Origin of the sequence: Streptomyces africanus (genome assembly GCF_030816955.1) — a bacterium.
Lineage (GTDB): Bacteria > Actinomycetota > Actinomycetes > Streptomycetales > Streptomycetaceae > Streptomyces > Streptomyces africanus.
Genome location: NZ_JAUSYP010000001.1, coordinates 4,044,790 through 4,067,565, shown reverse-complemented (window position 1 = coordinate 4,067,565; position 22,776 = coordinate 4,044,790). Strand labels below are relative to the sequence as shown.

Below are 22,776 nucleotides of genomic sequence, written 5' to 3'. Positions count from 1 at the left end.
GGAGTGTGGAACGTATCAGCGGGGACCGTGCGTTCCTGGTGACGTAGCCGAGCGGACGCGAGTCGGCACGTGTCAGGGACGCGTGCAGCGGAAGCGGATCTACAACCACGGGGGTGGCAGGAACGGCGCACACTCAGGTGCGCCGGGAGAGACGACGAAGGGGCCGCAGCACCATGGCTGGACTCGCCGAATCCGGGTCGAACCCCGACGTCGACCTGCTCTATGACATCAATGGCCTGGCCAAGGACGCGCCGCCGTGGTTCGACCGGGTCATGGAGTTCGTCGGCGAGTACGGGTTGTTGCTCGCCATCGTCCTGCTCGTGCTCTGGTGCTGGTGGTCCGTGCGGCGCCGGGGCGAGGAGGACGCGGCGTCCTCCGTCGCGGCGCTGGTCTGGGCGCCGCTCGCGGCGGGTGTCGCCGTGCTGGTCAACGTGCCGATACGGGGGTTCGTGGAGCGGCCCCGGCCGTTCCTCGACCATCAGGGGCTCGAGGTGCTCGTCACCGGCAAGAACGACTACTCGTTCGTGAGCGACCACGCGACGATCGTCATGGCGATGGCGGTCGGACTGTTCGTCGCGAACCGGAAGTTCGGGCTGGTCGCGTTGGTGCTGGCCGTGTTCGGCGGGTTCATTCGCGTCTACATGGGTGTGCACTACCCGACGGATGTCGTGGGTGGGTTCGCGCTGGGGACGGCTGTGGCGTTGCTGTTGTCGCCGGTGGCGATGGCGCTGTTGACGCCTGTTGCGCGGGCGGTTGAGCGGTCGCCTCGGATGGGGTGGCTTGTGCGGGCTCGTGGGCGCGGGGTCGGTGGGGATACATCGGATGCGGTGCTTCCCGGGGCGCGGAGTGAGCGGGCCGGGGCGTCCGAGCGGGACCTTGCTGCTTAGTTCTCGGCGTTGGGGCTGGGGCGGGGCGTTGCGCGGCCCGGCGGAGCGGGGTGCCGCTGCGCCCACCCGTGCCGCCCTGGGGGCGCCTCCCAGGCCCTCAAGGCACTGGGAGAGGCACGACTGCCCGCAGCTGAGCGGCACGAGCGCCCGCAGCTCGGCTTACAGCGCCTGCGGGTACGTGAAGAAGCGGTTCGGGTCGTATTCGTTCTTCAGTTTCGTCAGGCGGGGTGCCGCGTCGCCGTAGTACGCCTTGCGCCAGTTGGTGAGGGTCGGGTCCGTGTAGTTCTGGTAGGCCGCGCCTGAGGCGTGCGGGCGCATGGACTTGTGGGCGGAGGCCAGCCAGTCGCGGGCCGTGGTGCCCGTCGTGCCGGGACGCCAGGCGGCGATGTACTGGGCCAGCATGCGCGAGCGGCGGTGGACGAAGGCCGTGGACGTCGGCGAGACCCGGTTCACCGCTCCGCCGAGGGCCGTGAGGGCGATGCTGCCCGTGCCGCCGCGTACCGACCTGATCTGGGACAGCAGGGTGCGGATACCGGCCGCCGAGAGGGAGCGGTCGAAGAAGTCGGACGCCGCCGCGTACGTCTCGCGGCCCAGCGCGCCCTTCGGGGAACGGCCCGGGGTCGAGCCGGGCAGATGGCACTGGGCGTCCGTAGGGAACGAGGAGCAGCCGGCGTAGACCTCCATCGACTCCTCGTACGAGCGGCGCTTCAGGGAGACGCTGCTCGCCGGGGCGCCGACGCGGTCGGCGAGGCGGTCGACCGCGTTCTGGAGCTCGCCGTAGGTGCCGAGGGAGAAGGCCGCGACGGAGACGGTCGGGTTGCCGCCGGCGGCGTTCGCCAGGTGGAGGGAGGACCAGATCTCGTCGGGCTGCGAGGGGCCCCACTCCTGCCAGGCCTTCACCACCGCCGCCGCCTTCGACCCCGGCCAGGACAGGTACGCCGAGACGCCCTGCGGGGCCGGGTGGGTCGTGAAGTGCAGTTCCGTCACCACGCCGAAGTTGCCGTTGCCGGCGCCGCGCAGGGCCCAGAAGAGGTCCTTGTGCTCGCGGGCGTCGGCGGTGAGCTGCTTGCCGTCAGCGGTGATCAGGGTGGCCCGGGTGAGGCTGTCGCAGGTCAGGCCGTAGGCGCGGGAGACCACGCCGTGTCCGCCACCGAGGGTGAGACCGGAGACGCCGACGGTGGGGCAGGAGCCGGCGGGGATCGTGACGCCCTTCGCGGCCAGCGCGCGGTAGACGTCGATGAGTTTGGCGCCGGCGCCGACCACCGCCGTGTTGCCGGAGGCCCGGACGCGGTTGAGCTTCGAGACGTCGATGATCAGTCGGCCGTCGCCGGAGGACCAGCCGGCGTAGGAGTGGCCGCCGTTGCGGATCGCCACGCGCAGGGCGTGGCCGCGGGCGTAGGCCAGGGCGGTGCGGATGTCGTCCGGGTGGGACACGTACGCGACCGCGGCGGGCTTGAGCGTGTCGAAGCGGGTGTTGTAGAGCTGCCGGGCCGTCTTCCAGTCGGTGTCGCCCGGGCGGACGAGGGGGCCGTCGAGGTCGCGCGCGAGGGCGGACCAGTCGGCGGCGGCGGTTTTCGTGGTGGTGGTTCTGGCGGTGGCCGTGGTCCTGGAGCGGGTGTCCGATGTCGTGCAGGCGGCGGTGAGTGGGGTTGCGGCCGCGGCGATGCCCGCCGTGCCGACTGCGAGGAATGTACGCCGTTCCATGGGGCCTCCCGGTGGTTCCGTCGTGGGAGACGGGGCGGTGGGGGTGAGGGTTCCATACGGACCCCGCCGCCCCGGTGGCGCGACCGCGTCAGCCGGCCCGGTGGTTCTCCGCGTCCGTGCGGGCCTGGCTTCTCGCTCGTCTGGCCGGGCCGGACCAGCCGCAGGTGCAGCGGGCCATGCAGAAGGGGCCCTTGTCCTGTGTCGTCGTGCGGTGTTCCGGGAGGTTGGGGGGAGGTTCCAGCCCGTCCTGCTGCGCCACGGCGACCACGTTACCCAGCCCGGGTAAAGGCTTCGTATGCCGACTCCCGCGGGCTCGCGTGACGGGGGCACATACCGGTCGTTAAGCGGAACAACAAGGGGGCCCGTGACGGACGTACCGGCTGGGGGTAGGCAGGCGATGACTGGGCGGCAGCGGGAACGGCGGCACAGGCGGACGGGTGCGGCGGTCGTCGCGGCCGGCGTCGTGGCCGGGGTGGGGCTGGGGGCCGGAGGGTGCGCGGGCGGTGACGCGCTGGCCGGTGATGCCCGGGGCGGGGACGCGGTCGTCGTGCTGCACCGGGCCGCGGACCGGCTGGTGGAGGCGGGGAGTTCGAAGGCCCGTACGTCGATGGAGATGGCCGCCGGCGGGACCCGGGTGACCATCCGGGGCGCGGGGGCATACGACTACCGGAAGCGGATGGGGCAGCTGAAGGTGCTGCTGCCGCAGGATCCCGCGGGGGCCACCGAGCGCCGGCCCATCACCGAACTGCTCGCGCCGGGAGCGCTCTTCATGAAGAACCGGGGCGCCGGTGTGCCCCCGGACAAGTGGGTGCGGGTGGAGACGCGGACCCTGTCGGACGGGAACCTCGTCACCGGCGGGGCCACGGATCCGTTCGCCGCGGCCGAGGTGCTGCGCGGGGCGCGGTCGGCGACGTTCGTGGGCCGGACCGAGGTCGCGGGCACCGGGGTGCGGCACTACCGGGGCACCGCGGATCTCGGCGCCGCCGCGAAGAAGGCCTCCGACGGCAACAAAGCGTCCCTCAGCGCGGCGGCGAAAGGGTTCGCCACGGCCGAAGTGCCGTTCGACGTCTACCTCGACGACGAGGGGCGGATCCGCAAGGTCCGGCACCGCTTCAGTTTCGTGGGCGGGCAGAAGAGCCCCGTGGCCGTCGCCTCGACCACGTTGCTCTACGATTTCGGGGCCTCGGTGCGCGTCCGGCTGCCGGACACCGACGACATCTTCGCGGGCAAGATCGCCGAGGACTGACCGGCGCGAACTAGCCCGTCCGTGCCATGCGCGGTGTGTAGGCCGCTCCCTACTCTAGGAAGTCGGTAACGGCAGAGACGAGGTGATGCACGTGGCTCCGGTCGGCGGTACGGCAGTTCAGGACCACGTGGCCCTCGCCGAGATCGAGCTGTGCGGAGAGCTGATCATCGCGGCTTCGACCGCCGACGAGGAGCGGCTCAGCCTGGAGAGCATCGACGAGGTGCTGAAAGTGGCCGAGGAGCGGGACACCTCCGCGGACTGAGTGGACTCACGTCCGCAGCATGCGGGCGATCGCCTGGGTCGCTTCCTTCACCTTCGCGTCGATCTCGTCACCGCCCTTGCCGGCGGCGTCGGCGACGCAGTGCCGCAGGTGCTCCTCCAGCAGTTGCAGGGCGAAGGACTGCAGGGCCTTGGTGGAGGCGGAGACCTGGGTGAGTATGTCGATGCAGTAGACGTCCTCGTCGACCATCCGCTGCAGGCCGCGGATCTGCCCCTCGATGCGGCGCAGGCGCTTGAGGTGCTCGTCCTTCTGTTTGTGGTACCCGTGCACGCCCCGGTCGTGGTCGGTCACGACGTCCGCCCCGGCGGTGACATCCGTGACATCTCCGGCATCCGTAACGTCGGTCACGTCCGTCATCGCGTCCTCCTGGTGGGCTGTGCGCCGACATATACCCCTAGTGGGTATATGGTACCGAACTTTGCGGGGTATACGGGCCTTGGACCGCCCCCGTGCTCATCACTGTGCCCGATGGGCGACACTGGTGGGCGGCCCGATAGCCGTGGCCGAATGATGCGCCTAGCATCAGCCTGACCGAAACCGAAGCAAGCCGAGGACCCCACGTGCGCTTTCGTCTGACCCCCAGGGAGACGAGCTTCTACGACATGTTCGCCGCATCCGCGGACAACATCGTCACGGGCTCGAAACTCCTGATGGAACTGCTCGGGGCGGACGCTTCCGCCCGAGCCGAGATCGCAGAGCGTATGCGGGCAGCGGAACACGCAGGTGACGACGCCACGCACGCGATCTTCCACCAGCTGAACTCCTCCTTCATCACGCCGTTCGACCGCGAGGACATCTACTCCCTCGCCTCGTCCCTCGACGACATCATGGACTTCATGGAGGAGGCCGTCGACCTGGTCGTCCTCTACAACGTCGAGGAACTGCCCAAGGGCGTCGACCAGCAGATCGAGGTGCTGGCGCGCGCGGCCGAACTGACGGCCGAAGCGATGCCGCACCTGCGCACGATGGAGAACCTCACCGAGTACTGGATCGAGGTCAACCGGCTGGAGAACCAGGCCGACCAGATCCACCGCAAGCTGCTGGCGCACCTCTTCAACGGCAAGTACGACGCCATGGAGGTCCTCAAGCTCAAGCAGATCGTGGACGTGCTGGAAGAGGCGGCGGACGCGTTCGAGCACGTGGCTAACACGGTGGAGACCATCGCCGTAAAGGAGTCCTGAGCCCGTCCATGGACACCTTTGCTCTGGTCGTGACCATCGCGGTCGCGCTGTTCTTCACGTACACCAACGGTTTCCACGACTCGGCGAACGCGATCGCCACGTCCGTGTCGACGCGGGCCCTGACGCCGAGGGCCGCGCTGGCCATGGCCGCGGTGATGAACCTCGCCGGTGCGTTCATGGGCTCCGGGGTCGCCAAGACGGTCAGTGAGGGCCTGATCCAGACACCCACCGGGTCGAAGGGGATGGGCATCCTCTTCGCCGCGCTGGTGGGAGCGATCGTCTGGAACCTCATCACGTGGTACTTCGGGTTGCCCTCGTCCTCCTCGCACGCGCTGTTCGGCGGGATGGTCGGTGCCGCGCTGGCCGGCGGGACGACGGTCTACTGGAGCGGGGTGCTGGACAAGGTCGTCATCCCCATGTTCATCTCCCCGGTGGTCGGTCTGGTGGCCGGCTACCTGGTGATGACCGCGATCATGTGGATATTCCGGAAGGCCAACCCGCACAAGGCCAAGCGCGGGTTCCGCATCGCGCAGACCGTCTCGGCGGCCGGGATGGCGCTGGGGCACGGCCTTCAGGACGCGCAGAAGACGATGGGCATCGTGGTGATGGCGCTCGTCATCGCGGATGTCGAGGACTACGGCGACCCGATTCCGGTCTGGGTGAAGATCGCCTGTGCGGTGATGCTGTCGCTGGGCACGTATGCCGGTGGATGGCGGATCATGCGGACGCTGGGGCGGAAGATCATCGAGCTGGATCCGCCGCAGGGGTTCGCGGCGGAGACGACGGGGGCGTCGATCATGTTCGCCACCGCGTTCCTGTTCAAGGCGCCGATTTCGACGACGCATGTCATCACCTCGGCGATCATGGGGGTCGGGGCGACGAAGCGGGTGAACGCTGTGCGGTGGGGTGTCGCCAAGAACATCATCCTGGGGTGGTTCATCACGATGCCGGCCGCGGCGATCGTGGCCGCGGCTTCGTACGGGGTCGTGAGTCTGGCGTTCCTGTAGCCGAACCGGAACCAGCACGTACGCGAACGGGCCCGCCCCTGGGAGAGGGGCGGGCCCTTTTCGGCCTCGCGGTGGCACCGCCATGCAGCACCGCGAGGGGTCTTGGCGAGGGCGGCTCAGCCGAAGCGGCCGGAGATGTAGTCCTCCGTGGCCTGGACCGACGGGTTGGAGAAGATGCGCTCCGTGTCGTCGATCTCGATGAGCTTGCCGGGCTGGCCGACCGCCGCGAGGTTGAAGAACGCCGTGCGGTCGGAGACGCGCGCCGCCTGCTGCATGTTGTGCGTGACGATGACGATCGTGAACCGTTCCTTCAGTTCGCCGATCAGGTCCTCGATGGCGAGGGTGGAGATCGGGTCCAGGGCCGAGCAGGGCTCGTCCATGAGCAGGACGTTCGGCTCGACCGCGATCGCCCGCGCGATACACAGACGCTGCTGCTGACCGCCGGAGAGGCCCGAGCCGGGCTTGTTCAGGCGGTCCTTGACCTCGTTCCAGAGGTTCGCGCCCTTGAGGGAGCGCTCGACGATGTCGGCGAGCTCGCTCTTCTTGTAGCTGCCGTTCAGCCGCAGGCCCGCCGCCACGTTGTCGAAGATCGACATGGTGGGGAACGGGTTCGGCCGCTGGAACACCATGCCGACCTCGCGGCGGACCGACACCGGGTCGATGCCCGTGCCGTAGAGGTCCTCGTCGTCGAGGAGCACCTTGCCCTCGACGCGGCCGCCGGACGTCACCTCGTGCATACGGTTCAGCGTGCGCAGGAACGTCGACTTGCCGCATCCGGACGGGCCGATGAACGCCGTCACCGAGCGGGGCTCGACGGTCATCGAGATGTCCTCGATCGCCTTGTGGGAGCCGTAGTAGGCGGTCAGTCCGCTTACGTCGATTCGCTTGGCCATGATTACTTCACTTCCAGACAGTCAGATCGGTCGCTGTGGTCGCCACGCGGCGGTAGCCGCACATCGATGCTTCAGCGACCGGTCTTCGGGGCCTTCCAGCGGGCGATGCCGCGGGCCACCAGGTTCAGGATCATCACGAAGGCGATCAGGGTGAGCGACGCCGCCCAGGCGCGGTCGTACGCTGTGACCTCGCCCGATCCGTACTGCTGGTAGATGTACAGCGGGAGCGACGCCTGCGCGCCCTCGAAGGGGTTGGCGTTGATGAACTTGCTGCCGAACACCAGCAGCAGCACGGGCGCGGTCTCACCGGCGATGCGGGCGATGGACAGCATGATGCCCGTGGTGATGCCGCCGAGCGAGGTCGGCAGGACCACCTTCAGGATGGTGCGCCACTTGGGCACGCCGAGCGCGAGAGAGGCTTCGCGCAGCTCGTTCGGGACGAGCTTGAGCATCTCCTCCGTGGAGCGGACGACGACCGGCATCATCAGGATGGCGAGGGCGAGCGACCCGGCGAAGCCGAAGGGCTCCATGTCGAACATCAGCATGAGGCTGAGGATGAACAGGCCGGCGACGATCGACGGGATGCCGGTCATGACGTCGACGAAGAAGGTGACGGCCCGGGCGAGGTTGCCGCGCCCGTACTCCACCAGGTAGATCGCGGTGAGCACGCCGACCGGCGCGGCGATCAGCGTGGCGAGGCCGACCTGCTCCAGCGTGCCGAGAATGGCGTGGTAGATGCCGCCGCCCGTCTCCGAGTCGGCGATCACGCCCATCGAGTGGGTCAGGAAGTAGACGTCGAGGACCTTCACGCCGCGTTGGACGGTCGACCACACCAGCGAGGCCAGCGGCACCACGGCGAGCAGGAACGCGACCCACACCAGCGAGGTGACCACGCGGTCCTTGGCCTGGCGGCGGTTCTCGACCCGGGCCGCGATGACGTACGTACCGAGGACGTACAGGATCGCGGCGATCAGCGCCCACTGGACGCTGCTGTGCAGGCCGGCGGCGGCGCTGACGCCGAGTCCGAGGGCGACGGATCCGGCGGCGATGGCCCACGGAGCCCACTTGGGCAGATGGCCGCCGCGCAGGGTACTGGGGCGCTTGGCGGTGAGGGAGGGTGTGGTGCTCATGCGTTGGCCCCCGAGTACTCCTTGCGGCGGGCGATGATCGCGCGGGCCGCGCCGTTGACCAGCAGGGTGATGACGAACAGGACCAGACCGGAGGCGATCAGCGCGTCACGGCCGAACTCGGTGGCCTCGCTGAACTTGCTGGCGATGTTCTGGGCGAAGGTGCCGCCGCCCGGGTCGAGCAGGCTGGTGTGGATCAGGAAGTCGGGCGAGAGCACGGTGGCGACGGCCATCGTCTCGCCGAGGGCGCGGCCGAGGCCGAGCATCGAGGCCGAGATGACACCGGAGCGGCCGAAGGGGATGACCGCCATGCGGATCACTTCCCAGCGGGTGGCGCCGAGCGCCAGGGCGGCCTCCTCGTGCATCTGCGGGACCTGGCGGAAGACCTCGCGGCTCACGTTGGTGATGATCGGCAGGATCATGATCGCGAGGAGGATGCCCACGGTGAGCATGGAGCGCGCGGCGCCGCCCTGCCAGGAGAAGACGCCGGTCCAGCCGAGGTAGTCGTTCAGCCAGCCGAAGAGGCCGTTCATGTGCGGGACGAGGACCAGGGCGCCCCACAGGCCGTAGACGATGGACGGCACGGCGGCCAGCAGGTCGATCACATAGGCGATGGGGCCGCGCAGCCGGCGCGGGGCGTAGTGGGTGAGGAACAGCGCGATGGCGACCGAGACCGGGACCGCGATGACCATGGCGATGATCGAGGAGACGATCGTGCCGTAGGCCAGGACCGCGATGCCGAAGACCGGCGGGTTGACACCGGTGTTCCACTGGAAGGTGGTCAGGAAGTTGCCGTCGTCCTTGCTGATGGCGAGGACGGCGCGGTAGGTGAGGAAGCCCGCGATCGCGGCCATGATCACCAGCAGCAGAATGCCCGAGCCGCGGGACAGACCGAGGAAGATCCGGTCTCCGGGTCGGGTGGCGCCACGGGCCGCGCGCTTCTGCTCGGCCGTGGACGGCTGCGTGGGGGGAGGTGCGTCAGCTATCTGTGTTGTGTCCATCGGGTTCTCCGGTCTGCGGAACCGCACGTGCTGTGCGGCCCTTGGCGGCGGTGCACCGGACGGTGCGGTCCGGCCCCCGCCGGGGGGGACCGGACCGCACTCAGGTCAGCTCAGGCTCTCGACGGTCGTGCGAACCTTGGTGATGATCTCGTCGGGCATGGGCGCGTAGTCGTTCTCGGCGAGGATCTTCTGGCCGTCCTCCGAGGCCGCGTAGCGCAGGAACGCCTTGACCGCGGGCAGGGTCTCGGCCTTGTTGCCCTTGTCGCAGACGATCTCGTACGTCACCAGGACCATCGGGTAGGCGTTGTCGGCCTTGGTCCCGTAGTTCAGCTGCAGCGCCATGTCCTTGCCGGTGCCGACGACCTTGGCCTCCGAGATCGCCTTGGTGGCGTTGTCGACGGTGGCCTCGACCGGCTCGGCGGCGCCGGTGTCGATGGCGACGGTCTTGATTCCGTCCTTGGCGTACGACAGCTCGAAGTAGCCGATCGCGCCGGCGGTCTGCTTGACCTGCGCGGCGACGCCGGAGGACTGCGGAGCGGACTGGCCGCCCTTGGCCTGCCAGGCCTTGCCGCCCTCGTAGGGGAAGTCCTTCTTGGCGGTGGCGATCAGGTACTTGGTGAAGTTGTCCGTCGTGCCGGACTCGTCCGAGCGGTGGAACGCCTGGATCTTGAGGTTGGGCAGCTTCGCGTCGGGGTTCAGCTTCGCGATCGCCGGGTCGTTCCACTTGGTGATCTTGCTGTCGAAGATCTTGGCGATCGTCGTCGAGTCCAGGACGAGCTTGTCGACGCCCGGGACGTTGTAGCCGACGGCGATCGGGCCGCCGACCATCGGCAGGTCGATGCCCTGGCCGCCGGAGCAGATCTTCTTGGAGGCCGCGACCTCGTCGGGCTTCAGCGCCGAGTCCGAACCGGCCCAGGGGACCTGGCCCTGCGTGAACGCGGTGACACCGGCACCGGAACCGCCGGCCTTGTAGTTGATCTCCACCTTGCAGGCCGCCGAGAACTGCTTGACCCACGCGTCGACCGCGTTCTTCTGCGCGGAGGAGCCGTCGGAGAGCACCTGGCCCGAGGCGTCGTCACACTTGATGTTGCTCGGCGCGGCGGCGTTGGAGGAGCCTCCGCCCGGGGTGCCGGTTTCGTCGGAGCCGCACGCCGTGAGGGCCAGGGCGCCGGAGACGGCGAGAGCACCGAGAGCGAGGGCCCGCCGGTTCATGCGCTGAAGCTTCACTTGAGTTCCTTCCAGGAGCCGCCGTCCTGATCGGCGGCGTGCGAAGTCTGGGTGTCGCGGGACGAGGCCGCGCACGGCAGGCGCGGCTCGCATCTGGTACGGCCGAAATTAGGCAGATGAGATGAAGGCGCCGATGGCCCGACATGAACGAGGGGTGAACCCCTGCCGACGGTGTGGTTAGGTCACGGAATGCTTACGGGGAGAGCACGTGAGGGTTCCGCTTTCCGGACCTGAGGGCTTCAGTCCGCTTTTCCGGCCTGTTCCGGCGGGTTCAGCACGGTGAGCAGCGCGTCGACCAGGGGACGGTCGTGGGGCTGGGTGAGGCGGGCGCGGGCGGCGACAGGTGTCAGCCACAGCACGCGGTCCACCTCGTCCGTCGGGGCGAACGCGCAGGAGACCGCCTCGGCCGCCCAGTAGCGGACCTGCTTGGGGCGGCCGTCCGCCCGGTAGCGCTGGGTGGGCAGCTCGGCGCCCGGCTCGGCCCGGCAGCCCGTCTCCTCCGCCACCTCGCGCAGGGCGCCGGCGAGCGGCTCCTCGCCCCGCTTCAGCTTGCCCTTCGGCCAGGACCAGTCGTCGTACTTCGGCCGGTGCACCAGGCAGAGCTCCAGCCCACCGGTGCCGGGGGAGCGGCGCCACAGGACGCAGCCGGCCGCCTGCACGGTGGTGTCCTCGGGGCCGGAACTCGAACTCACCGGGTGCTCACCGCTTCCTTTTCCTTCTGCCAGGCCTGCTGGAAGGCGAAGCGTGCCGCCTCCACCTCGTGCCGCTGGTCGGCGTGGAGCACGCCGAGGGCGTAGGCCGTGGCCGGTGCGATCCGGGGGGTACGGGCCGCCTGGGCCGCCGCTGCCGACGCCTCCGAGGCGTCGCGGTGGCGGTTCAGGGCCTGGCCGGCGGAGAGCAGGCGCAGGTCGACGACGGCGTTGCCCTTGGGGCCGCTGACGGCTTCGCGGGCGTAGCGGTGCAGGCGCAGGAGCAGGCGGACCTGGTGCCAGGGGGCGTCCTGGGGGTGCGGGACCGTGTCCGGGGAGAGGCCGTGGATGAGCGCGGCGGCGTTGTACGGGTGGCCCGCGGTGACGAGGGGGAGGGCGGTCACGGCGTCGGTGAGGCGGTCCTGCGCGGCGGCGGCGAGGGGGCGGAGGTCCGCGGTGGCCGCGGCCGGGGTGAGGGGGACCTCGCTGGCGAGGACGGCGACCTTGTCCGCGATGGCGTGGAAGCGGCTGGAGCCCAGGGCTTGCAGGGCGGTGGAGTGGGCTCGGGTGCGGGCCAATGTCAGTTGGCGGTCCAGCAAAGCGCCGGCTTTTGCTGCTCCTACTGTCAGGTTGCCGCGTTCTTGTGCTGGGGTCGGGGGGTTGCGCAGCTCGGCGTGACGGGGTGCCGCTCTCTTTGGGACGGGCGCCGCCCCAGCGGCACGACTGCCCGCAGCTGAGGCGGGGTCACTACCCACCTGGGCAGGCAACGCCGTGGAGCCCGACAAGCGGTGCAAGGCGTTCAGCAGGCGTTCCAGGGCGGGACGTGTACGCGTGTTCCATGGCCAGCGTGCCCGAGACCCAGGCCAGTTCGGGGCGCATGCCCTCGCACCAGTCCGTGTCGAGGAGGGGCTGGAACGTGTGCAGGCCGGCGCTGATGCGGCGGGCCGAGCGGCGCAGCGCGCGGGCCGCCTCGACGGACGCCTCCGAGCCGTTCGCCCCGGAACCGGTCTCCCGGTGCAGGCGCAGCGCGCGGAGGAACTCCGTGGCCTGGGCCCTCAGGTAGCCCGCGAGGGTGTCCCCGGTGGGGGCGGGCCCGGCCAGGGGGTCCGTCGGGTCAAGGTGTTGCTTTGCCACGCCGGCGCCTCCGGGCGTCTATGAGCATCTCCTGGACGTTGCGCAGGGGCTGGCCGTCCGCGTCGGTCGCATGCCGGGTCCAGTCGCCGTCCGGGCCGAGGTGCCAGGAGGCGGTGGCGTCGGACATGCCGGTCTCCAGCAGCCGGTTCAGGGCCGCCCGGTGGGCCGGGTCGGTGACCCGGACCAGGGCCTCTATCCGGCGGTCGAGGTTGCGGTGCATCATGTCGGCGCTGCCGAACCAGATCTCGGGGTCGCCGCCGTTGCCGAAGGCGAAGACACGGGAGTGTTCGAGGAAGCGGCCGAGGATGGAGCGGACGCGGATGTTCTCCGACAGGCCCGCCACGCCCGGGCGCAGCGCGCAGATGCCGCGCACCCACACGTCCACCGGCACGCCCGCCTGGGCCGCGCGGTAGCAGGCGTCGATGACGGCCTCGTCGACCATCGAGTTGACCTTGATACGGACGTACGCGGGCCGTCCGGCGCGGTGGTGCTGGATCTCCTTGGTGATGCGCGAGACCAGACCGTCGCGCAGCGACTTGGGGGCGACGAGCAGCCGGCGGTAGGTCTCGCGGCGGGAGTAGCCCGAGAGGCGGTTGAAGAGGTCCGAGAGGTCCGCGCCGACCTGCGGATCGGCCGTGAGCAGGCCGAGGTCCTCGTAGAGGCGGGCGGTCTTCGGGTGGTAGTTGCCGGTGCCGACGTGGCTGTAGCGGCGGAGCGTCTCGCCCTCCTGGCGGACCACGAGGGACAGCTTGCAGTGGGTCTTCAGGCCGACCAGGCCGTAGACCACGTGGCAGCCGGCCTCCTCCAGCTTGCGCGCCCACTTGATGTTGGCGTGCTCGTCGAAGCGGGCCTTGATCTCGACCAGGACGAGGACCTGCTTGCCGGTCTCGGCGGCCTCGATGAGGGCGTCGACTATGGGCGAGTCGCCCGAGGTCCGGTACAGGGTCTGCTTGATCGCGAGGACGTCCGGGTCGCCGGCCGCCTGCTCCAGGAAGGCCTGGACGGAGGTGGAGAACGAGTCGTACGGGTGGTGCAGCAGGACGTCGCGCTCGCGCAGGGCGGCGAAGATGTCCGGCGCGGACGCCGACTCGACCTCGGCGAGGTCGCGGTGGGTGCCGGCGACGAACTTGCGGTACTTCAGCTCCGGCCGGTCGAGTGAGGCGATCCGGAACAGGCCCGTGAGGTCCAGCGGGCCCGGCAGCGGGTACACCTCGGCCTCGCTGATCTTCAGCTCGCGCACCAGCAGGTCCAGGACCTCGCGGTCGATGGACTCCTCGACCTCCAGGCGCACCGGCGGGCCGAAGCGGCGCCGCATGAGCTCCTTCTCCAGGGCCTGGAGCAGGTTCTCCGCGTCGTCCTCCTCGACCTCCAGGTCCTCGTTCCTGGTGAGGCGGAAGGCGTGGTGCTCCAGTACCTCCATGCCCGGGAACAGCTCTTCCAGGTGGGCGGCGATGACGTCCTCGATGGGGACGTAGCGGCCCGGGGAGCTCTCCAGGAAGCGGGACAGCAGCGGCGGCACCTTCACGCGGGCGAAGTGCTTGTGGCCCGTGACCGGGTTCCGTACGACCACGGCCAGGTTCAGGGACAGGCCGGAGATGTACGGGAAGGGGTGGGCCGGGTCGACCGCCAGCGGGGTCAGGACGGGGAAGATCTGGTGCCGGAACAGGGTGAACAGGCGGGCCTGCTCCTTCTCCTGGAGCTCGCTCCAGCGGACCAGGTGGATGCCCTCCTCCGCGAGTGCGGGGGCGACGTCCTCGTGGTAGCAGGCGGCGTGCCGGGCCATGAGCTCGCGGGAGCGGGCCCAGATCATCTCCAGCACCTCGCGCGGCTGGAGGCCGGAGGCGGAGCGGGTGGCCACGCCGGTGGCGATACGGCGCTTCAGACCGGCCACCCGGACCATGAAGAACTCGTCCAGGTTGCTGGCGAAGATCGCGAGGAAGTTGGCCCGCTCCAGCAGGGGCGTGTTCGGGTCCTCGGCGAGTTCGAGGACCCGCTCGTTGAACGCGAGCCAGCTGCGCTCCCGGTCGAGGAAGCGTCCCTGGGGCAGTTGGACACCGTCGACCACTGACTCCTCGTACGCGTCGAGGTCGGCGTCGATGTCGGGTTCGAGGTCGGAGACGGCCGCCGCGATGGTGTGCGGGCGGTGGGCTGCTATGGAGCCCACGGAGGGCTGCGCGTGCTGGACCTGTGCCTGGGTGTTCGGCTGGCTCATGGCCCCATTCTTCCGCGCCGCGAGCATCACGGGCGCGTCGGACAGCGCGGGCGGGAGCGGGGGCGTCACATGAGTGGTCCCGTTCCTCCCAGGCCCCTCTGGGGGCGGTGAAGGCTCTGGCACGGCGGGAGTCATTGGCCGAGCCTCGCAAGCCCGTCTGAATCGATGGTTACGGCGACATGACGTGTGGGATAGCGCGGGGCGGCTCGCGGGGGTCCGGGAGAGGGCGGCCGGGCAGGGCGCACGGCCGTCCACAGGTTGTGGACGGTTCCTGCGAGCGTCCCCCGGGCGGTTGCCGTGAGTGTCCCCCGTGCGGTTCCCGTGAGCGTCCCTCGGGCGGTTGCCGTGACCGTTCCCCGGGCGGTTCCCGTGAGCGTCCCCCGGCGGTTCCCGTGACCGCCCCGGGTCGGCCCGCGCGACCATCCCCCCGTGGATGGACGCGCGGGCCCGGTTCAGGGGAGGCGGCGGGTCAGGAGGGCGAAGGCGGTTCCCGTCGCCGTGGCGGCCACCGCCAGGAGGATGCCGGACTCCACGTACTGGAGGGGCCAGAAGTGGGACCCGGGGTGGAACTCGGCGTAGGTGAGCGGGACGCCGTCCGGCATGGGGGTCGTCCAGGAGACCTGGAAGGCCGAGCGGGGCAGTTCGATACTGCCGGGCGCGATGCGGGTGACGGTCGGCCAGAGGTCCGCGCGGAAGCGTTCCAGGAGGGTGAAGAGGACCAGGGAGGCGGCGAACGCCGTTGCGGCGGCGGGCAGGGCCCGGCGCCACAGGAGGCCGGCGAGGGCACCCAGGGCCAGACCGGCCAGGGCGTAGGCCACGGCTGCCGGGCCGGTGGACACGAAGGAGTCCGGGGCGTACCAGTCGCCGACCAGGTCGGGATCGCCGTCCCCGCGGGCCCGGACGTTCAGCAGGACCAGCCCGCCCGTGCCGGCGGTGAGCAGCAGGGCCGGGACCGCGAGCTTGGCGGCCAGCCAGCGGACCGGGGTGACCGACTGGGTCCAGGCCAGCTGGGCGGTGCCGCTCTCCAGTTCGCGCCCGACGAGCGCCCCGCCCGCCCAGGCGGCCACGGGGAACAGGACGTAGGACAGCGCGGTCGCGATGAGCGCGATGCCGTTCGCGTACGTCTCGTCGGCGGTGATGGCGTCGACCGCCGCGCAGGAGGGGAGACGGTCGGTCGGGGGTATGGCGCAGGGGCTCATGCCCGCGCGGGCGTCGTCCCCGAGGGAGTGCAGCCAGAGCAGGGCGAGCGTGGCGGCGGCCAGGGCCAGGCCGGACAGGGCGAGGGCGGTGCGGTGCGTCCGCAGGACCGCCCGGAACAGGCCGCCCGGGCCGGGAAGGGGGCGGACGGCGGGTGCGGTCACCGCGTGGAGGGCGGTCATCCGGCGGCTCCCGTGCGGCGGCGCAGCAGGACGAAGGCGGCCGCGACCGCCAGGGCGGCGACAGCGAGGAGGATGCCTGTCTCCGCGAGCTGGAGGGGCCAGAAGTGGGAGGCCGGGTGGTAGTCGGCGTAGTAGCGGGTGATGCCGGTCCCGTTCGCGCACGCGGGCTCGCCCATGCATGCGGGGAACGGGATGCGGGCGCCTGCGGCGGTCAGGGCGCCGTCCTCGACGACCATGCCGTCGGAGCCGAGGAGCGTGCCCGGGGCCGCCGTGACGGTCTTCACCGGCCACAGGTGCGGGCGCAGGTCGTCGAGGATGTAGACCAGGGACGCGGCGGCCAGGACCGCGACGCCGAGGGCGGCCAGCGTCCGGCGCAGCAGCAGGCCCGCCAGGACGCCGACGGCCAGGGCGGCGAGGGCCTGGGCGGTGGCGACGGTGCCGTTGGCCTCGAAGACGCCGTCGTCGTGCCACTCGCGCCAGTCCATGGCGCCGATCAGCGTGCTGTTCGACGACCACAGCACGCGGTGCAGCAGCGTCAGCGTGAGCGTGCCCACCGTGAGCAGCAGGGCCGGGACTGCGAGCTTGGCGGTCAGCCAGCGGGCCGGGGTGACCGACTGGGTCCAGGCCAGCTCGGCGGTGCCGTTCTCCAGTTCGCGTCCGATGAGCGCCCCGCCCGCCCAGGCCCCGGTGAGCAGGGGGAGGATCCCGAGGACGCCGGTGCCGAGCGCCACGACCGTCTGGTACCGGATGTTCGCGGGCCCCGGGTCGTCGCACCCCAGGTTCGGGCGGGGCCGGTCGCAGCCGATGCCCGTGTACTCGGCCCAGGCGGCGTCCGCGCCCGGGACCGTCGCCCACAGCAGCGCGCCGGCGGCCACCGCCACCAGCATCAGCCAGAACCACAGGGCCGAGCGGTGCAGCCGGAGCATGGCCAGGACCAGGCCGCGCGGGCGCGGGAACCGCTCGGCGGCGGTGGGGGTCGGGACGGTCACGGCGCTCATGCGGCGGCTCCCTGGGCGGAGTCGAGCAGCAGCTCCGGGGCGTCGGGGGAGCGCAGATGGGCGAGGACGAGTTCCTCCAGGGACGGCCGGTCGGTCTGCCGTCCCGCGCCGAGCGGTCCCGCGGGCCGCACCAGGGCGGTCAGCTGGCGGCCGGTGGTGCGGGACTCGACCACGGTGTGCGGGTCGAGGCTGTCGCCGGCCCGGCCCGTGACCAGGGTGTGCGCGGCGAGCAGGTCGTCCAGCGGTCCGGAGAGCCGGACCCGGCCGGCGCCGAGCAGCAGCAGGTGGTCGCAGGAGCCCTCCAGTTCCGCGACGACGTGCGAGGACATGACGACCGTGGTGCCCTGGTCGGCCGCGTCGGCCATGAGCGTGGCCATCAGCTGGTGCCGGGCGAGCGGGTCGAGGTCGGCCATGGGCTCGTCCAGGAGCAGCAGCTCGGGGCGCTTGCCGAGGGCGAGGGCGAGGGCGACGCGGGTGCGCTGGCCGCCGGAGAGCGAGCGGACCTTGGCGTCCGGGTCGAGGTCGCCCTCCGCGACGATCCGCTCGGCGGCCCCGGCGTCCCAGCGGCGGGGGTTGAGGTCACGGCCCAGGCGGAGTGTGCCGGCGATGGTGAGCTGGGGGTGGAGGGGCTTGTTCTGGGCGACGTAGGCGAGGTGCTCGCGGGCCGCCGCCGGGGTCCGGCCGAGCACGGTGATCGTGCCCTCGCTGGGCCTGAGCAGCCCGGCCGCCAGGGCGAGCAGGGTGGACTTGCCGGCGCCGTTCGGTCCGACGACGGCGCACACGCGGCCCGCGGGGAGCCGGAAGGCGCAGCCGTTCAGGGCCGGCCTGCGGCGTCTGCCGAACCTCCTGCCCAGCGCCGCCGCCTCGATGGCGGTGTCGATCATGCCTGGTCCCCCTTGATGTGTGCGAAGTGTGCGTCGAGTACGGAAGTGAAGAGGGCGTCCACGTCGTCGCGTTCCAGCCCGGCCTCGCGGGCCCGGACCGCCCATGCCTCCAGCTCCGCGCGCAGCGGCGAGTCGGCGGGTGCGGTCCCCAGTGACCTGCGGACGAACGTGCCGAGTCCGCGGCGGGCCTCGACGAGGCCCTCGCGCTCCAGCTCCCGGTAGGCCTTGAGCACGGTGTTCGGGTTGATGGCGGTGGCCTCGACGACCTCGCGGGCCGTGGGCAGCCTGTCGCCCGGTTCGAGGAGGCCCAGGCGCAGGGCCTGTTTGGTCTGCTGGACGATCTGGACGTAGGTGGCCACACCGCTGCGCCGGTCGATGCGGTACTCGACCACTGCTTCCACCACCCTTTAACTAATTGAGTAGTGAAAGGGTGGTGGAAGGAGGGCCGGAAAGTCAAGCGTGTTTTCGTGAACCGTTCGAGCCGGGCGGTCCGATGAGGAGACGTGAGCGAAACGAGAAGCGACGGGGAGCTGCTGCGGGCCGTTGCCGCGGACGCCGACCGGCGTGCCTTCGAGGAGCTGTACCGGCGGTACGCGCCGTGGCTCCGTGCCCGGCTGCGGGGCCGGTGCGCCGACGTGGGGGTCGTCGACGACGTCGTACAGGAGACGTTCCTCGCGGTGTGGCGGGGCAAGGCCCGCTACCGGGAGGAGGGCGATGTGGCCGGGTGGCTGTGGCGTATCGGGTCGCGGCGGCTGGTGGACGCGCTGCGCGGTGACGGGGCGCGCGGGCGGCTGCGGCAGGCGCTGGCGCGCTTGCGGCACCGGGACGAGGCGTCGGCGGAGGAGCGCGTGCTCGCGGGGGTGGAGCACGGGGACCTCGCGGGCGCGCTGGTCCGGCTGTCGCCGGAGCTGCGGGCGGTGTTGCAGGCGACCGTCATCGACGGGCTGTCGACCCGGGAGGCCGCCGTGCTGCTGGGGATTCCGCCGGGAACGGTCAAGACGCGGGCCATGCGGGCCCGCAAGCAGTTGCGGGAGGCGTTGGCATGAGCTGGCACGTGCCGGAAGAGGATCTGCGCGCCTACGCGCGCGGCGAGCTGGCGGCACCGGCCCTGTGGTCCGCCGACGCGCACCTGGGCGCCTGCGCCGCGTGCCGGGGCGTGCTCGCCGAGGTGAGTGACCCGGTCGCGCTCGACGCGGGGTGGGAGCGGCTCGACGCCGAACTCGACGCGCCCCGGGTGGGGGTGCTGGAGTCGCTGCTGGTCCGGGCCGGGGTGGCCGGGCACACCGCGCGGCTGCTGGCGGCGGCGCCGGTGCTGCGCAGGTCGTGGCTGGGGGCCGTCGTCGTCGTGCTGCTGCTGAGCGTCGCGGCGGGGCACGCCGTGCGGGGCGGGGAGTTCCCCACGCTGTTCCTCGCGCTCGCGCCGCTGCTGCCGCTGGCGGGGGTGGCGCTGTCGTACGGGCCCGCGCTGGACCCGACGTACGAGATGGCCGTCGTCGCGCCGATGCACGGGTTCCGGCTGCTGATGATCCGCACGGTGGCCGTACTGGGCGTGGTGCTGGGGCTGAACGGCCTGGCGACGCTCGCGCTGCCCGTGTACGGGCTGCGGGCGCTGGCCTGGCTGCTGCCCTCGCTCGCGCTCACCGCGACCGGGCTGGCGCTGACGCCCCGGCTGGGGCCGGTGCTCGCGCCGTCGCTGGCCGGCGGGGCGTGGATCGGGCTGCTGGTGCTGGCCCAAGCCCTGCGGGCCGGCCCCGAGGTGCCGCTCGCGCCGTTCACCGTCGCCGGGCAGGGCGTGGCCGCGCTGGTCGCCGCGCTCGCCGCCGGGCTGCTCTTTCTCTTCCGTGACCGCTTCGACCTCTTCCAGGGACGTGCCGTATGACTCCGACCGTGTCCGCCTCCGGGCTCAGCCTCCGCTACGGCGGCACCCGGGCCCTCGACGACGTGTCGCTGCGGCTGACCGGCGGCGTCACCGGGCTGCTCGGCCCCAACGGTGCCGGCAAGACCACGCTGCTGCGGGTCCTCGCCACGGCCCTGCCCGCCGACCGGGGCGCCTTCACCGTGCTCGGGCACGACCCCGGCACCGCGCGGGGCAGGCAGGAGGTACGGCGCCGGCTGGGCTATCTGCCGCAGACGCCGGGGTTCCACCCGGACTTCACCGCCTTCGAGTTCGTCGACTACGTGGCGATCCTCAAGGAGATGACCGACCGGGCCGCCCGGCACCGCGAGGTGCGGCGCGTGCTCGACGAGGTGGGGCTCGCCGACGTACGGGGCAAACGCATCCGCAAGCTGTCCGGCGGCATGCGGCAGCGGGTCGCCCTGGGCGCCGCCCTGGTCGGTGATCCCGGCTTCCTGGTGCTGGACGAACCCACCGTCGGGCTGGATCCCGAACAGCGCATGCGGTTCCGGGAGCTGATCGCGGGGGCCGGGGAGGGGCGCACGGTGCTGCTGTCCACCCACCAGACGGAGGACGTGGCGATGCTCTGTCACCGGGTGCTGGTCATGGCCGGGGGCCGGGTGCGGTTCGAGGGCACTCCGGCCGAGCTGACGGCCCGGGCCGCCGGGCGGGTGTGGAGCAGCACGGAGCGCGATCCGGGCGCCAAGGCCGGGTGGCGGACGGGGACCGGGTCCTTCCGCAACGTGGGGGATCCGCCGGACGGCGCCGAACTGCTCGAACCCACCCTGGAGGACGGCTACCTGCTCACCCTCGACGGTGACGCCGTGGAGGTGGCGGCATGACCGCGGTCGTGGAGAAGCCGGTCCCGGCGGTTGTGCGGGCCGAACCGGGCGGGGCGCGGGCCGCCGTGTTCGCGCTGGCCCTGTTCGAGACCCGGCGGCTGCTGACGAGGCTGCCGGTGATCATCGCCTTCCTCGTGTACATCGGCTGGACCGTGTGGCGAGGCGGCAAGGCCTGGGACGGCTACCCGGCCCTCCAGGACGCCGACCGCGCCACCCAGGCCGCCCCGATGCTGGTCGGCCTCGCGGTCCTGCTGTCCGTCAACCACGCCGCGCTGCGCTCGCGACGGCACGGGACGGAGCATCACCTCTCGGTGCTGGTCCTCCCGCCGTGGCGGCGTACGGTCGCCCATGCGCTGTCGGTCGTGGCCGCGGCCCTGCTCACCGCCGTGTGCGTGGCCGCGCAGTTCGGCCGGGAGGCGCTCAGGCCCGGGGCGATCGGCCACGGTTCGGTGGCCGAACTGCTGGTGGGGCCGCTGACCGTGCTGCTGGCCGGGTTGGCCGGGCTGCTCATGACCCAGCTGGTGAGGTCGGCCCTCGCCGCCCCGCTGACGGTGGTGTTCTTCCTCCTGCTGTTCCTCTTCGGTACGGGCATGAGCGACGGCGCGACAAGGTGGTTCATGCCGGTGGTCGACGAGCCGACCACCAACACGCTGCCGTCCGACCTCATAGGCCGGCCCGCCGCCTGGCACGCGCTGTACCTGGCCGGACTGGCGCTGTGCGCGGGACTGTCGGCGGTGCTGGCCGCCGGTGGCCGCAAGCCGGTGGTGCTGGCCGGGGTCGCCGGGGCGGTGGCCATGACGCTGGTGGGCGGCGTCGCCCAGACCGGCGGCGACTCCGCCGGGCTGGTCAAGGCCCGCGAGCGGGCCACGGTGAACCCGGGCCAGGTGCAGTCCTGTGTCCCGCGGGTCGGTTCGACGTACTGCGCGTTCCCCGAGTGGGGGCCGCGGGTCGCGGACTGGGCCGGGGTCGTGGACCGGGTGCGGTCCCTGGCCGGGGGCAGCGCGCACGACCAGGACGTCGTCGTACGGCAGCGGATCGAGGCCCGTTACGGTCTCTCCGGCGACAGCGCGCTGAGGCCTCTGGAGCGGCCGCACGAGGTGACCGTACGCACCCAGTGGGGCGGGAACCGTGTCCCCGAGTTCTCGGCGGCCGTGGCCGGCGTGCTGGTCGCGGGGAGCGAGAAGGCATCCACCTCGATGTGCGACGGCCGCATGGTCACCGTCATGTGGCTGGCCCTGGGCCGGGAGCCCGACCCGGTGGCGGCCCTGCGCCGCGTCCGCCTCGACGACAGCGTGACCGGCTCGGCCCTCGTGCTCCAGCCGACGGACGGGATCTACATGACGGCCGCCCAGACGGAGGTCCTGCGCGAGCTGCTCGACCGGCCCCGCGGCGAGGTCACCGCCCGCGTGAAGTCCCACTGGGCCGAGCTGACCGAGCCGAAGGTGACGGCGGCCAGGGCGGCACGGCTGCTGGGCGTGAAGGCACCCGAGGGGGACGACAAGTGCCTCGACTGACGGGGGAGTTGATCCTCCCGGTCTGCCGGACCCTCCCCCTGGGCGTGCTCGGCACGGCCGGTGCGGCGGGACTGCTGCTCGCCGCGCTCCCCCGGCTCACCGGCGAGACGGGCGAACGCCTCTCCCTGCACCTGTTGCGGGCCGCGGTCCTGGCCTTCGCGCTGGGCCTGATGTTCCTCCTGGACGACCCCGCCCGGCACACCACGGCCACCGTGCCGACCCCGCGCCCGGCCCGCATCGCGCTGCGGGTGGCCCTCGTCGTCCCCGCCACGGCGGCCTGGTGGACGGCAGCACTGCTGCTCGTGCCGCCGGACCTACGGCCGCCGGTCGCCGACCTCACGCTGGAGGCCGGGGCCGCCTTCGCTCTGGCGGTGGCCGGCGCGGCGGCCGCGGTGCGCTGCAGCGAGACCACGCGGCCCGGCCCGCGGATCGCGGCCGCTCTGCTGACCTCGGCGGTACTGGCCGCGCTGTTCTGGCCCGGACGCTGGGCGCTGTTCGTACCGGTGGAGGACGACCGGTGGGCGGCGGCGCACGACCGGTGGGCGGTGGTGCTGGGCGGGGCCGTGCTGGTGGGTGCGCTGGGGGCGGTGGAGCCGCTGCGGCGGTGGTCCTGGCGTGTGGTGCCGGGCCGTCGCGCTGCGGGTCGCCGGGGTCTGCGCCGGGCGGGCTGATCCGCT

General features: G+C 71.8%; 23 protein-coding genes and 1 pseudogene. 10 read left to right on the top strand and 14 right to left on the bottom strand.

Features of this window, described 5'->3' with window-relative positions; genetic code table 11:
• Positions 1–173 precede the first annotated feature (173 nt).
• Positions 174–887, top strand: coding sequence for a phosphatase PAP2 family protein (locus QF034_RS18860; protein ID WP_307176084.1), 714 nt, complete (start codon positions 174–176; stop codon positions 885–887).
• A 159-nt stretch (positions 888–1,046) separates the two neighbouring features.
• On the opposite strand, the gene QF034_RS18855 is transcribed toward QF034_RS18860, so the two are convergent.
• Positions 1,047–2,591, bottom strand: coding sequence for an FAD-binding oxidoreductase (locus tag QF034_RS18855; RefSeq protein ID WP_307176083.1), 1,545 nt, complete (start codon positions 2,589–2,591; stop codon positions 1,047–1,049).
• 88 nt (positions 2,592–2,679) lie between these two features.
• Complete coding sequence (locus tag QF034_RS18850; RefSeq protein ID WP_307180119.1) at positions 2,680–2,850, bottom strand: hypothetical protein; 171 nt, start codon at positions 2,848–2,850, stop codon at positions 2,680–2,682.
• A gap of 138 nt (positions 2,851–2,988) precedes the next feature.
• On the opposite strand from QF034_RS18850, the gene QF034_RS18845 reads away from it, so the two are divergent.
• Together QF034_RS18845 and QF034_RS18840 are read left to right on the top strand one after the other, a co-directional pair.
• Complete coding sequence (locus QF034_RS18845; protein WP_307176082.1) at positions 2,989–3,837, top strand: SCO4651 family lipoprotein; 849 nt, start codon at positions 2,989–2,991, stop codon at positions 3,835–3,837.
• A 91-nt stretch (positions 3,838–3,928) separates the two neighbouring features.
• A complete protein-coding gene (locus QF034_RS18840) occupies positions 3,929–4,099 on the top strand; it encodes a hypothetical protein (RefSeq protein WP_307180118.1) in 171 nt (56 codons plus the stop codon).
• Between the two features lie 6 nt (positions 4,100–4,105).
• Here QF034_RS18840 and QF034_RS18835 read toward each other — a convergent pair whose 3' ends face one another.
• Positions 4,106–4,474 (bottom strand): metal-sensitive transcriptional regulator, encoded by a 369-nt coding sequence (locus QF034_RS18835; protein WP_274817386.1) that lies wholly within the window; start codon positions 4,472–4,474, stop codon positions 4,106–4,108.
• Between the two features lie 203 nt (positions 4,475–4,677).
• Here QF034_RS18835 and QF034_RS18830 point away from each other — a divergent pair, with 203 nt between their 5' ends.
• Together QF034_RS18830 and QF034_RS18825 are read left to right on the top strand one after the other, a co-directional pair.
• Positions 4,678–5,298: a DUF47 domain-containing protein gene (locus tag QF034_RS18830; protein WP_059418711.1), complete on the top strand. Its 621-nt coding sequence runs from the start codon at positions 4,678–4,680 to the stop codon at positions 5,296–5,298.
• Positions 5,299–5,306: 8 nt separating this feature from the next.
• On the top strand, positions 5,307–6,305 hold the full coding sequence (locus tag QF034_RS18825) for an inorganic phosphate transporter (protein ID WP_307176081.1): 999 nt from the start codon (positions 5,307–5,309) through the stop codon (positions 6,303–6,305).
• Between the two features lie 116 nt (positions 6,306–6,421).
• Here the strand turns inward: QF034_RS18825 and pstB are convergent, their stop codons facing one another.
• From pstB to QF034_RS18770, 11 genes and pseudogenes are all read right to left on the bottom strand, one after another.
• A complete protein-coding gene (gene pstB, locus QF034_RS18820) occupies positions 6,422–7,198 on the bottom strand; it encodes a phosphate ABC transporter ATP-binding protein PstB (RefSeq protein WP_086561775.1) in 777 nt (258 codons plus the stop codon).
• 71 nt (positions 7,199–7,269) lie between these two features.
• Complete coding sequence (gene pstA / locus QF034_RS18815; protein WP_307176080.1) at positions 7,270–8,328, bottom strand: phosphate ABC transporter permease PstA; 1,059 nt, start codon at positions 8,326–8,328, stop codon at positions 7,270–7,272.
• Entirely contained in the window at positions 8,325–9,326 is a 1,002-nt protein-coding gene (gene pstC / locus QF034_RS18810; RefSeq protein WP_086561773.1) for a phosphate ABC transporter permease subunit PstC, read from the bottom strand. Before pstC ends, pstA begins: the two co-directional genes overlap by 4 nt.
• A gap of 105 nt (positions 9,327–9,431) precedes the next feature.
• A complete protein-coding gene (gene pstS / locus QF034_RS18805; protein ID WP_307176079.1) occupies positions 9,432–10,553 on the bottom strand; it encodes a phosphate ABC transporter substrate-binding protein PstS in 1,122 nt (373 codons plus the stop codon).
• Positions 10,554–10,792: 239 nt separating this feature from the next.
• A complete protein-coding gene (locus tag QF034_RS18800) occupies positions 10,793–11,245 on the bottom strand; it encodes an NUDIX hydrolase (RefSeq protein WP_307176078.1) in 453 nt (150 codons plus the stop codon).
• A pseudogene (locus QF034_RS18795) lies at positions 11,242–12,376 on the bottom strand (CHAD domain-containing protein). The gene QF034_RS18800 and the pseudogene QF034_RS18795 overlap by 4 nt, the downstream one beginning before the upstream one ends.
• A complete protein-coding gene (locus QF034_RS18790; RefSeq protein WP_307176077.1) occupies positions 12,357–14,723 on the bottom strand; it encodes an RNA degradosome polyphosphate kinase in 2,367 nt (788 codons plus the stop codon). Before QF034_RS18790 ends, QF034_RS18795 begins: the two are co-directional and overlap by 20 nt.
• 317 nt (positions 14,724–15,040) lie before the next feature.
• Positions 15,041–15,967 (bottom strand): ABC-2 membrane transporter-related protein, encoded by a 927-nt coding sequence (locus QF034_RS18785; RefSeq protein WP_307176076.1) that lies wholly within the window; start codon positions 15,965–15,967, stop codon positions 15,041–15,043.
• On the bottom strand, positions 15,964–16,965 hold the full coding sequence (locus QF034_RS18780; protein WP_307176075.1) for an ABC-2 membrane transporter-related protein: 1,002 nt from the start codon (positions 16,963–16,965) through the stop codon (positions 15,964–15,966). The genes QF034_RS18785 and QF034_RS18780 overlap by 4 nt, the downstream gene beginning before the upstream one ends.
• Positions 16,962–17,849 carry an ABC transporter ATP-binding protein gene (locus QF034_RS18775; protein ID WP_307176074.1) on the bottom strand — a complete coding sequence of 296 codons (888 nt, stop codon included), beginning with the start codon at positions 17,847–17,849 and terminating at the stop codon, positions 16,962–16,964. The genes QF034_RS18780 and QF034_RS18775 overlap by 4 nt, the downstream gene beginning before the upstream one ends.
• Positions 17,846–18,241 (bottom strand): GntR family transcriptional regulator, encoded by a 396-nt coding sequence (locus QF034_RS18770; protein ID WP_307179916.1) that lies wholly within the window; start codon positions 18,239–18,241, stop codon positions 17,846–17,848. The genes QF034_RS18775 and QF034_RS18770 overlap by 4 nt, the downstream gene beginning before the upstream one ends.
• Positions 18,242–18,352: 111 nt before the next feature.
• Here QF034_RS18770 and QF034_RS18765 point away from each other — a divergent pair, with 111 nt between their 5' ends.
• The 5 genes from QF034_RS18765 to QF034_RS18745 are packed head-to-tail and all read left to right on the top strand — an operon-like array spanning position 18,353 to position 22,770.
• Positions 18,353–18,895 carry an RNA polymerase sigma factor gene (locus QF034_RS18765; protein WP_307176073.1) on the top strand — a complete coding sequence of 181 codons (543 nt, stop codon included), beginning with the start codon at positions 18,353–18,355 and terminating at the stop codon, positions 18,893–18,895.
• Positions 18,892–19,728 (top strand): cupin domain-containing protein, encoded by an 837-nt coding sequence (locus QF034_RS18760; RefSeq protein ID WP_307176072.1) that lies wholly within the window; start codon positions 18,892–18,894, stop codon positions 19,726–19,728. Before QF034_RS18765 ends, QF034_RS18760 begins: the two co-directional genes overlap by 4 nt.
• The gene (locus QF034_RS18755; protein ID WP_307176071.1) at positions 19,725–20,585 is read left to right on the top strand and encodes an ABC transporter ATP-binding protein; all 861 of its coding nucleotides are present in this window, start codon (positions 19,725–19,727) and stop codon (positions 20,583–20,585) included. The genes QF034_RS18760 and QF034_RS18755 overlap by 4 nt, the downstream gene beginning before the upstream one ends.
• Entirely contained in the window at positions 20,582–22,099 is a 1,518-nt protein-coding gene (locus QF034_RS18750) for an ABC transporter permease (protein WP_307176070.1), read from the top strand. The genes QF034_RS18755 and QF034_RS18750 overlap by 4 nt, the downstream gene beginning before the upstream one ends.
• On the top strand, positions 22,087–22,770 hold the full coding sequence (locus QF034_RS18745; RefSeq protein ID WP_307176069.1) for an ABC transporter: 684 nt from the start codon (positions 22,087–22,089) through the stop codon (positions 22,768–22,770). Before QF034_RS18750 ends, QF034_RS18745 begins: the two co-directional genes overlap by 13 nt.
• The last annotated feature ends 6 nt before the right edge of the window (positions 22,771–22,776 follow it).

Bases quoted from the DNA above. Each gene is read 5' to 3' on its own strand.
- QF034_RS18860 (WP_307176084.1), top strand. From the start codon at position 174: ATGGCTGGACTCGCCGAATCCGGGTCGAACCCCGACGTCGACCTGCTC.
- QF034_RS18855 (WP_307176083.1), bottom strand. From the start codon at position 2,591: ATGGAACGGCGTACATTCCTCGCAGTCGGCACGGCGGGCATCGCCGCG.
- QF034_RS18845 (WP_307176082.1), top strand. From the start codon at position 2,989: ATGACTGGGCGGCAGCGGGAACGGCGGCACAGGCGGACGGGTGCGGCG.
- QF034_RS18835 (WP_274817386.1), bottom strand. From the start codon at position 4,474: ATGACGGACGTGACCGACGTTACGGATGCCGGAGATGTCACGGATGTC.
- QF034_RS18825 (WP_307176081.1), top strand. From the start codon at position 5,307: ATGGACACCTTTGCTCTGGTCGTGACCATCGCGGTCGCGCTGTTCTTC.
- pstB (WP_086561775.1), bottom strand. From the start codon at position 7,198: ATGGCCAAGCGAATCGACGTAAGCGGACTGACCGCCTACTACGGCTCC.
- pstA (WP_307176080.1), bottom strand. From the start codon at position 8,328: ATGAGCACCACACCCTCCCTCACCGCCAAGCGCCCCAGTACCCTGCGC.
- pstC (WP_086561773.1), bottom strand. From the start codon at position 9,326: ATGGACACAACACAGATAGCTGACGCACCTCCCCCCACGCAGCCGTCC.
- QF034_RS18790 (WP_307176077.1), bottom strand. From the start codon at position 14,723: ATGACTCCCGCCGTGCCAGAGCCTTCACCGCCCCCAGAGGGGCCTGGG.
- QF034_RS18785 (WP_307176076.1), bottom strand. From the start codon at position 15,967: ATGACCGCCCTCCACGCGGTGACCGCACCCGCCGTCCGCCCCCTTCCC.
- QF034_RS18780 (WP_307176075.1), bottom strand. From the start codon at position 16,965: ATGAGCGCCGTGACCGTCCCGACCCCCACCGCCGCCGAGCGGTTCCCG.
- QF034_RS18775 (WP_307176074.1), bottom strand. From the start codon at position 17,849: ATGATCGACACCGCCATCGAGGCGGCGGCGCTGGGCAGGAGGTTCGGC.
- QF034_RS18760 (WP_307176072.1), top strand. From the start codon at position 18,892: ATGAGCTGGCACGTGCCGGAAGAGGATCTGCGCGCCTACGCGCGCGGC.
- QF034_RS18755 (WP_307176071.1), top strand. From the start codon at position 19,725: ATGACTCCGACCGTGTCCGCCTCCGGGCTCAGCCTCCGCTACGGCGGC.
- QF034_RS18750 (WP_307176070.1), top strand. From the start codon at position 20,582: ATGACCGCGGTCGTGGAGAAGCCGGTCCCGGCGGTTGTGCGGGCCGAA.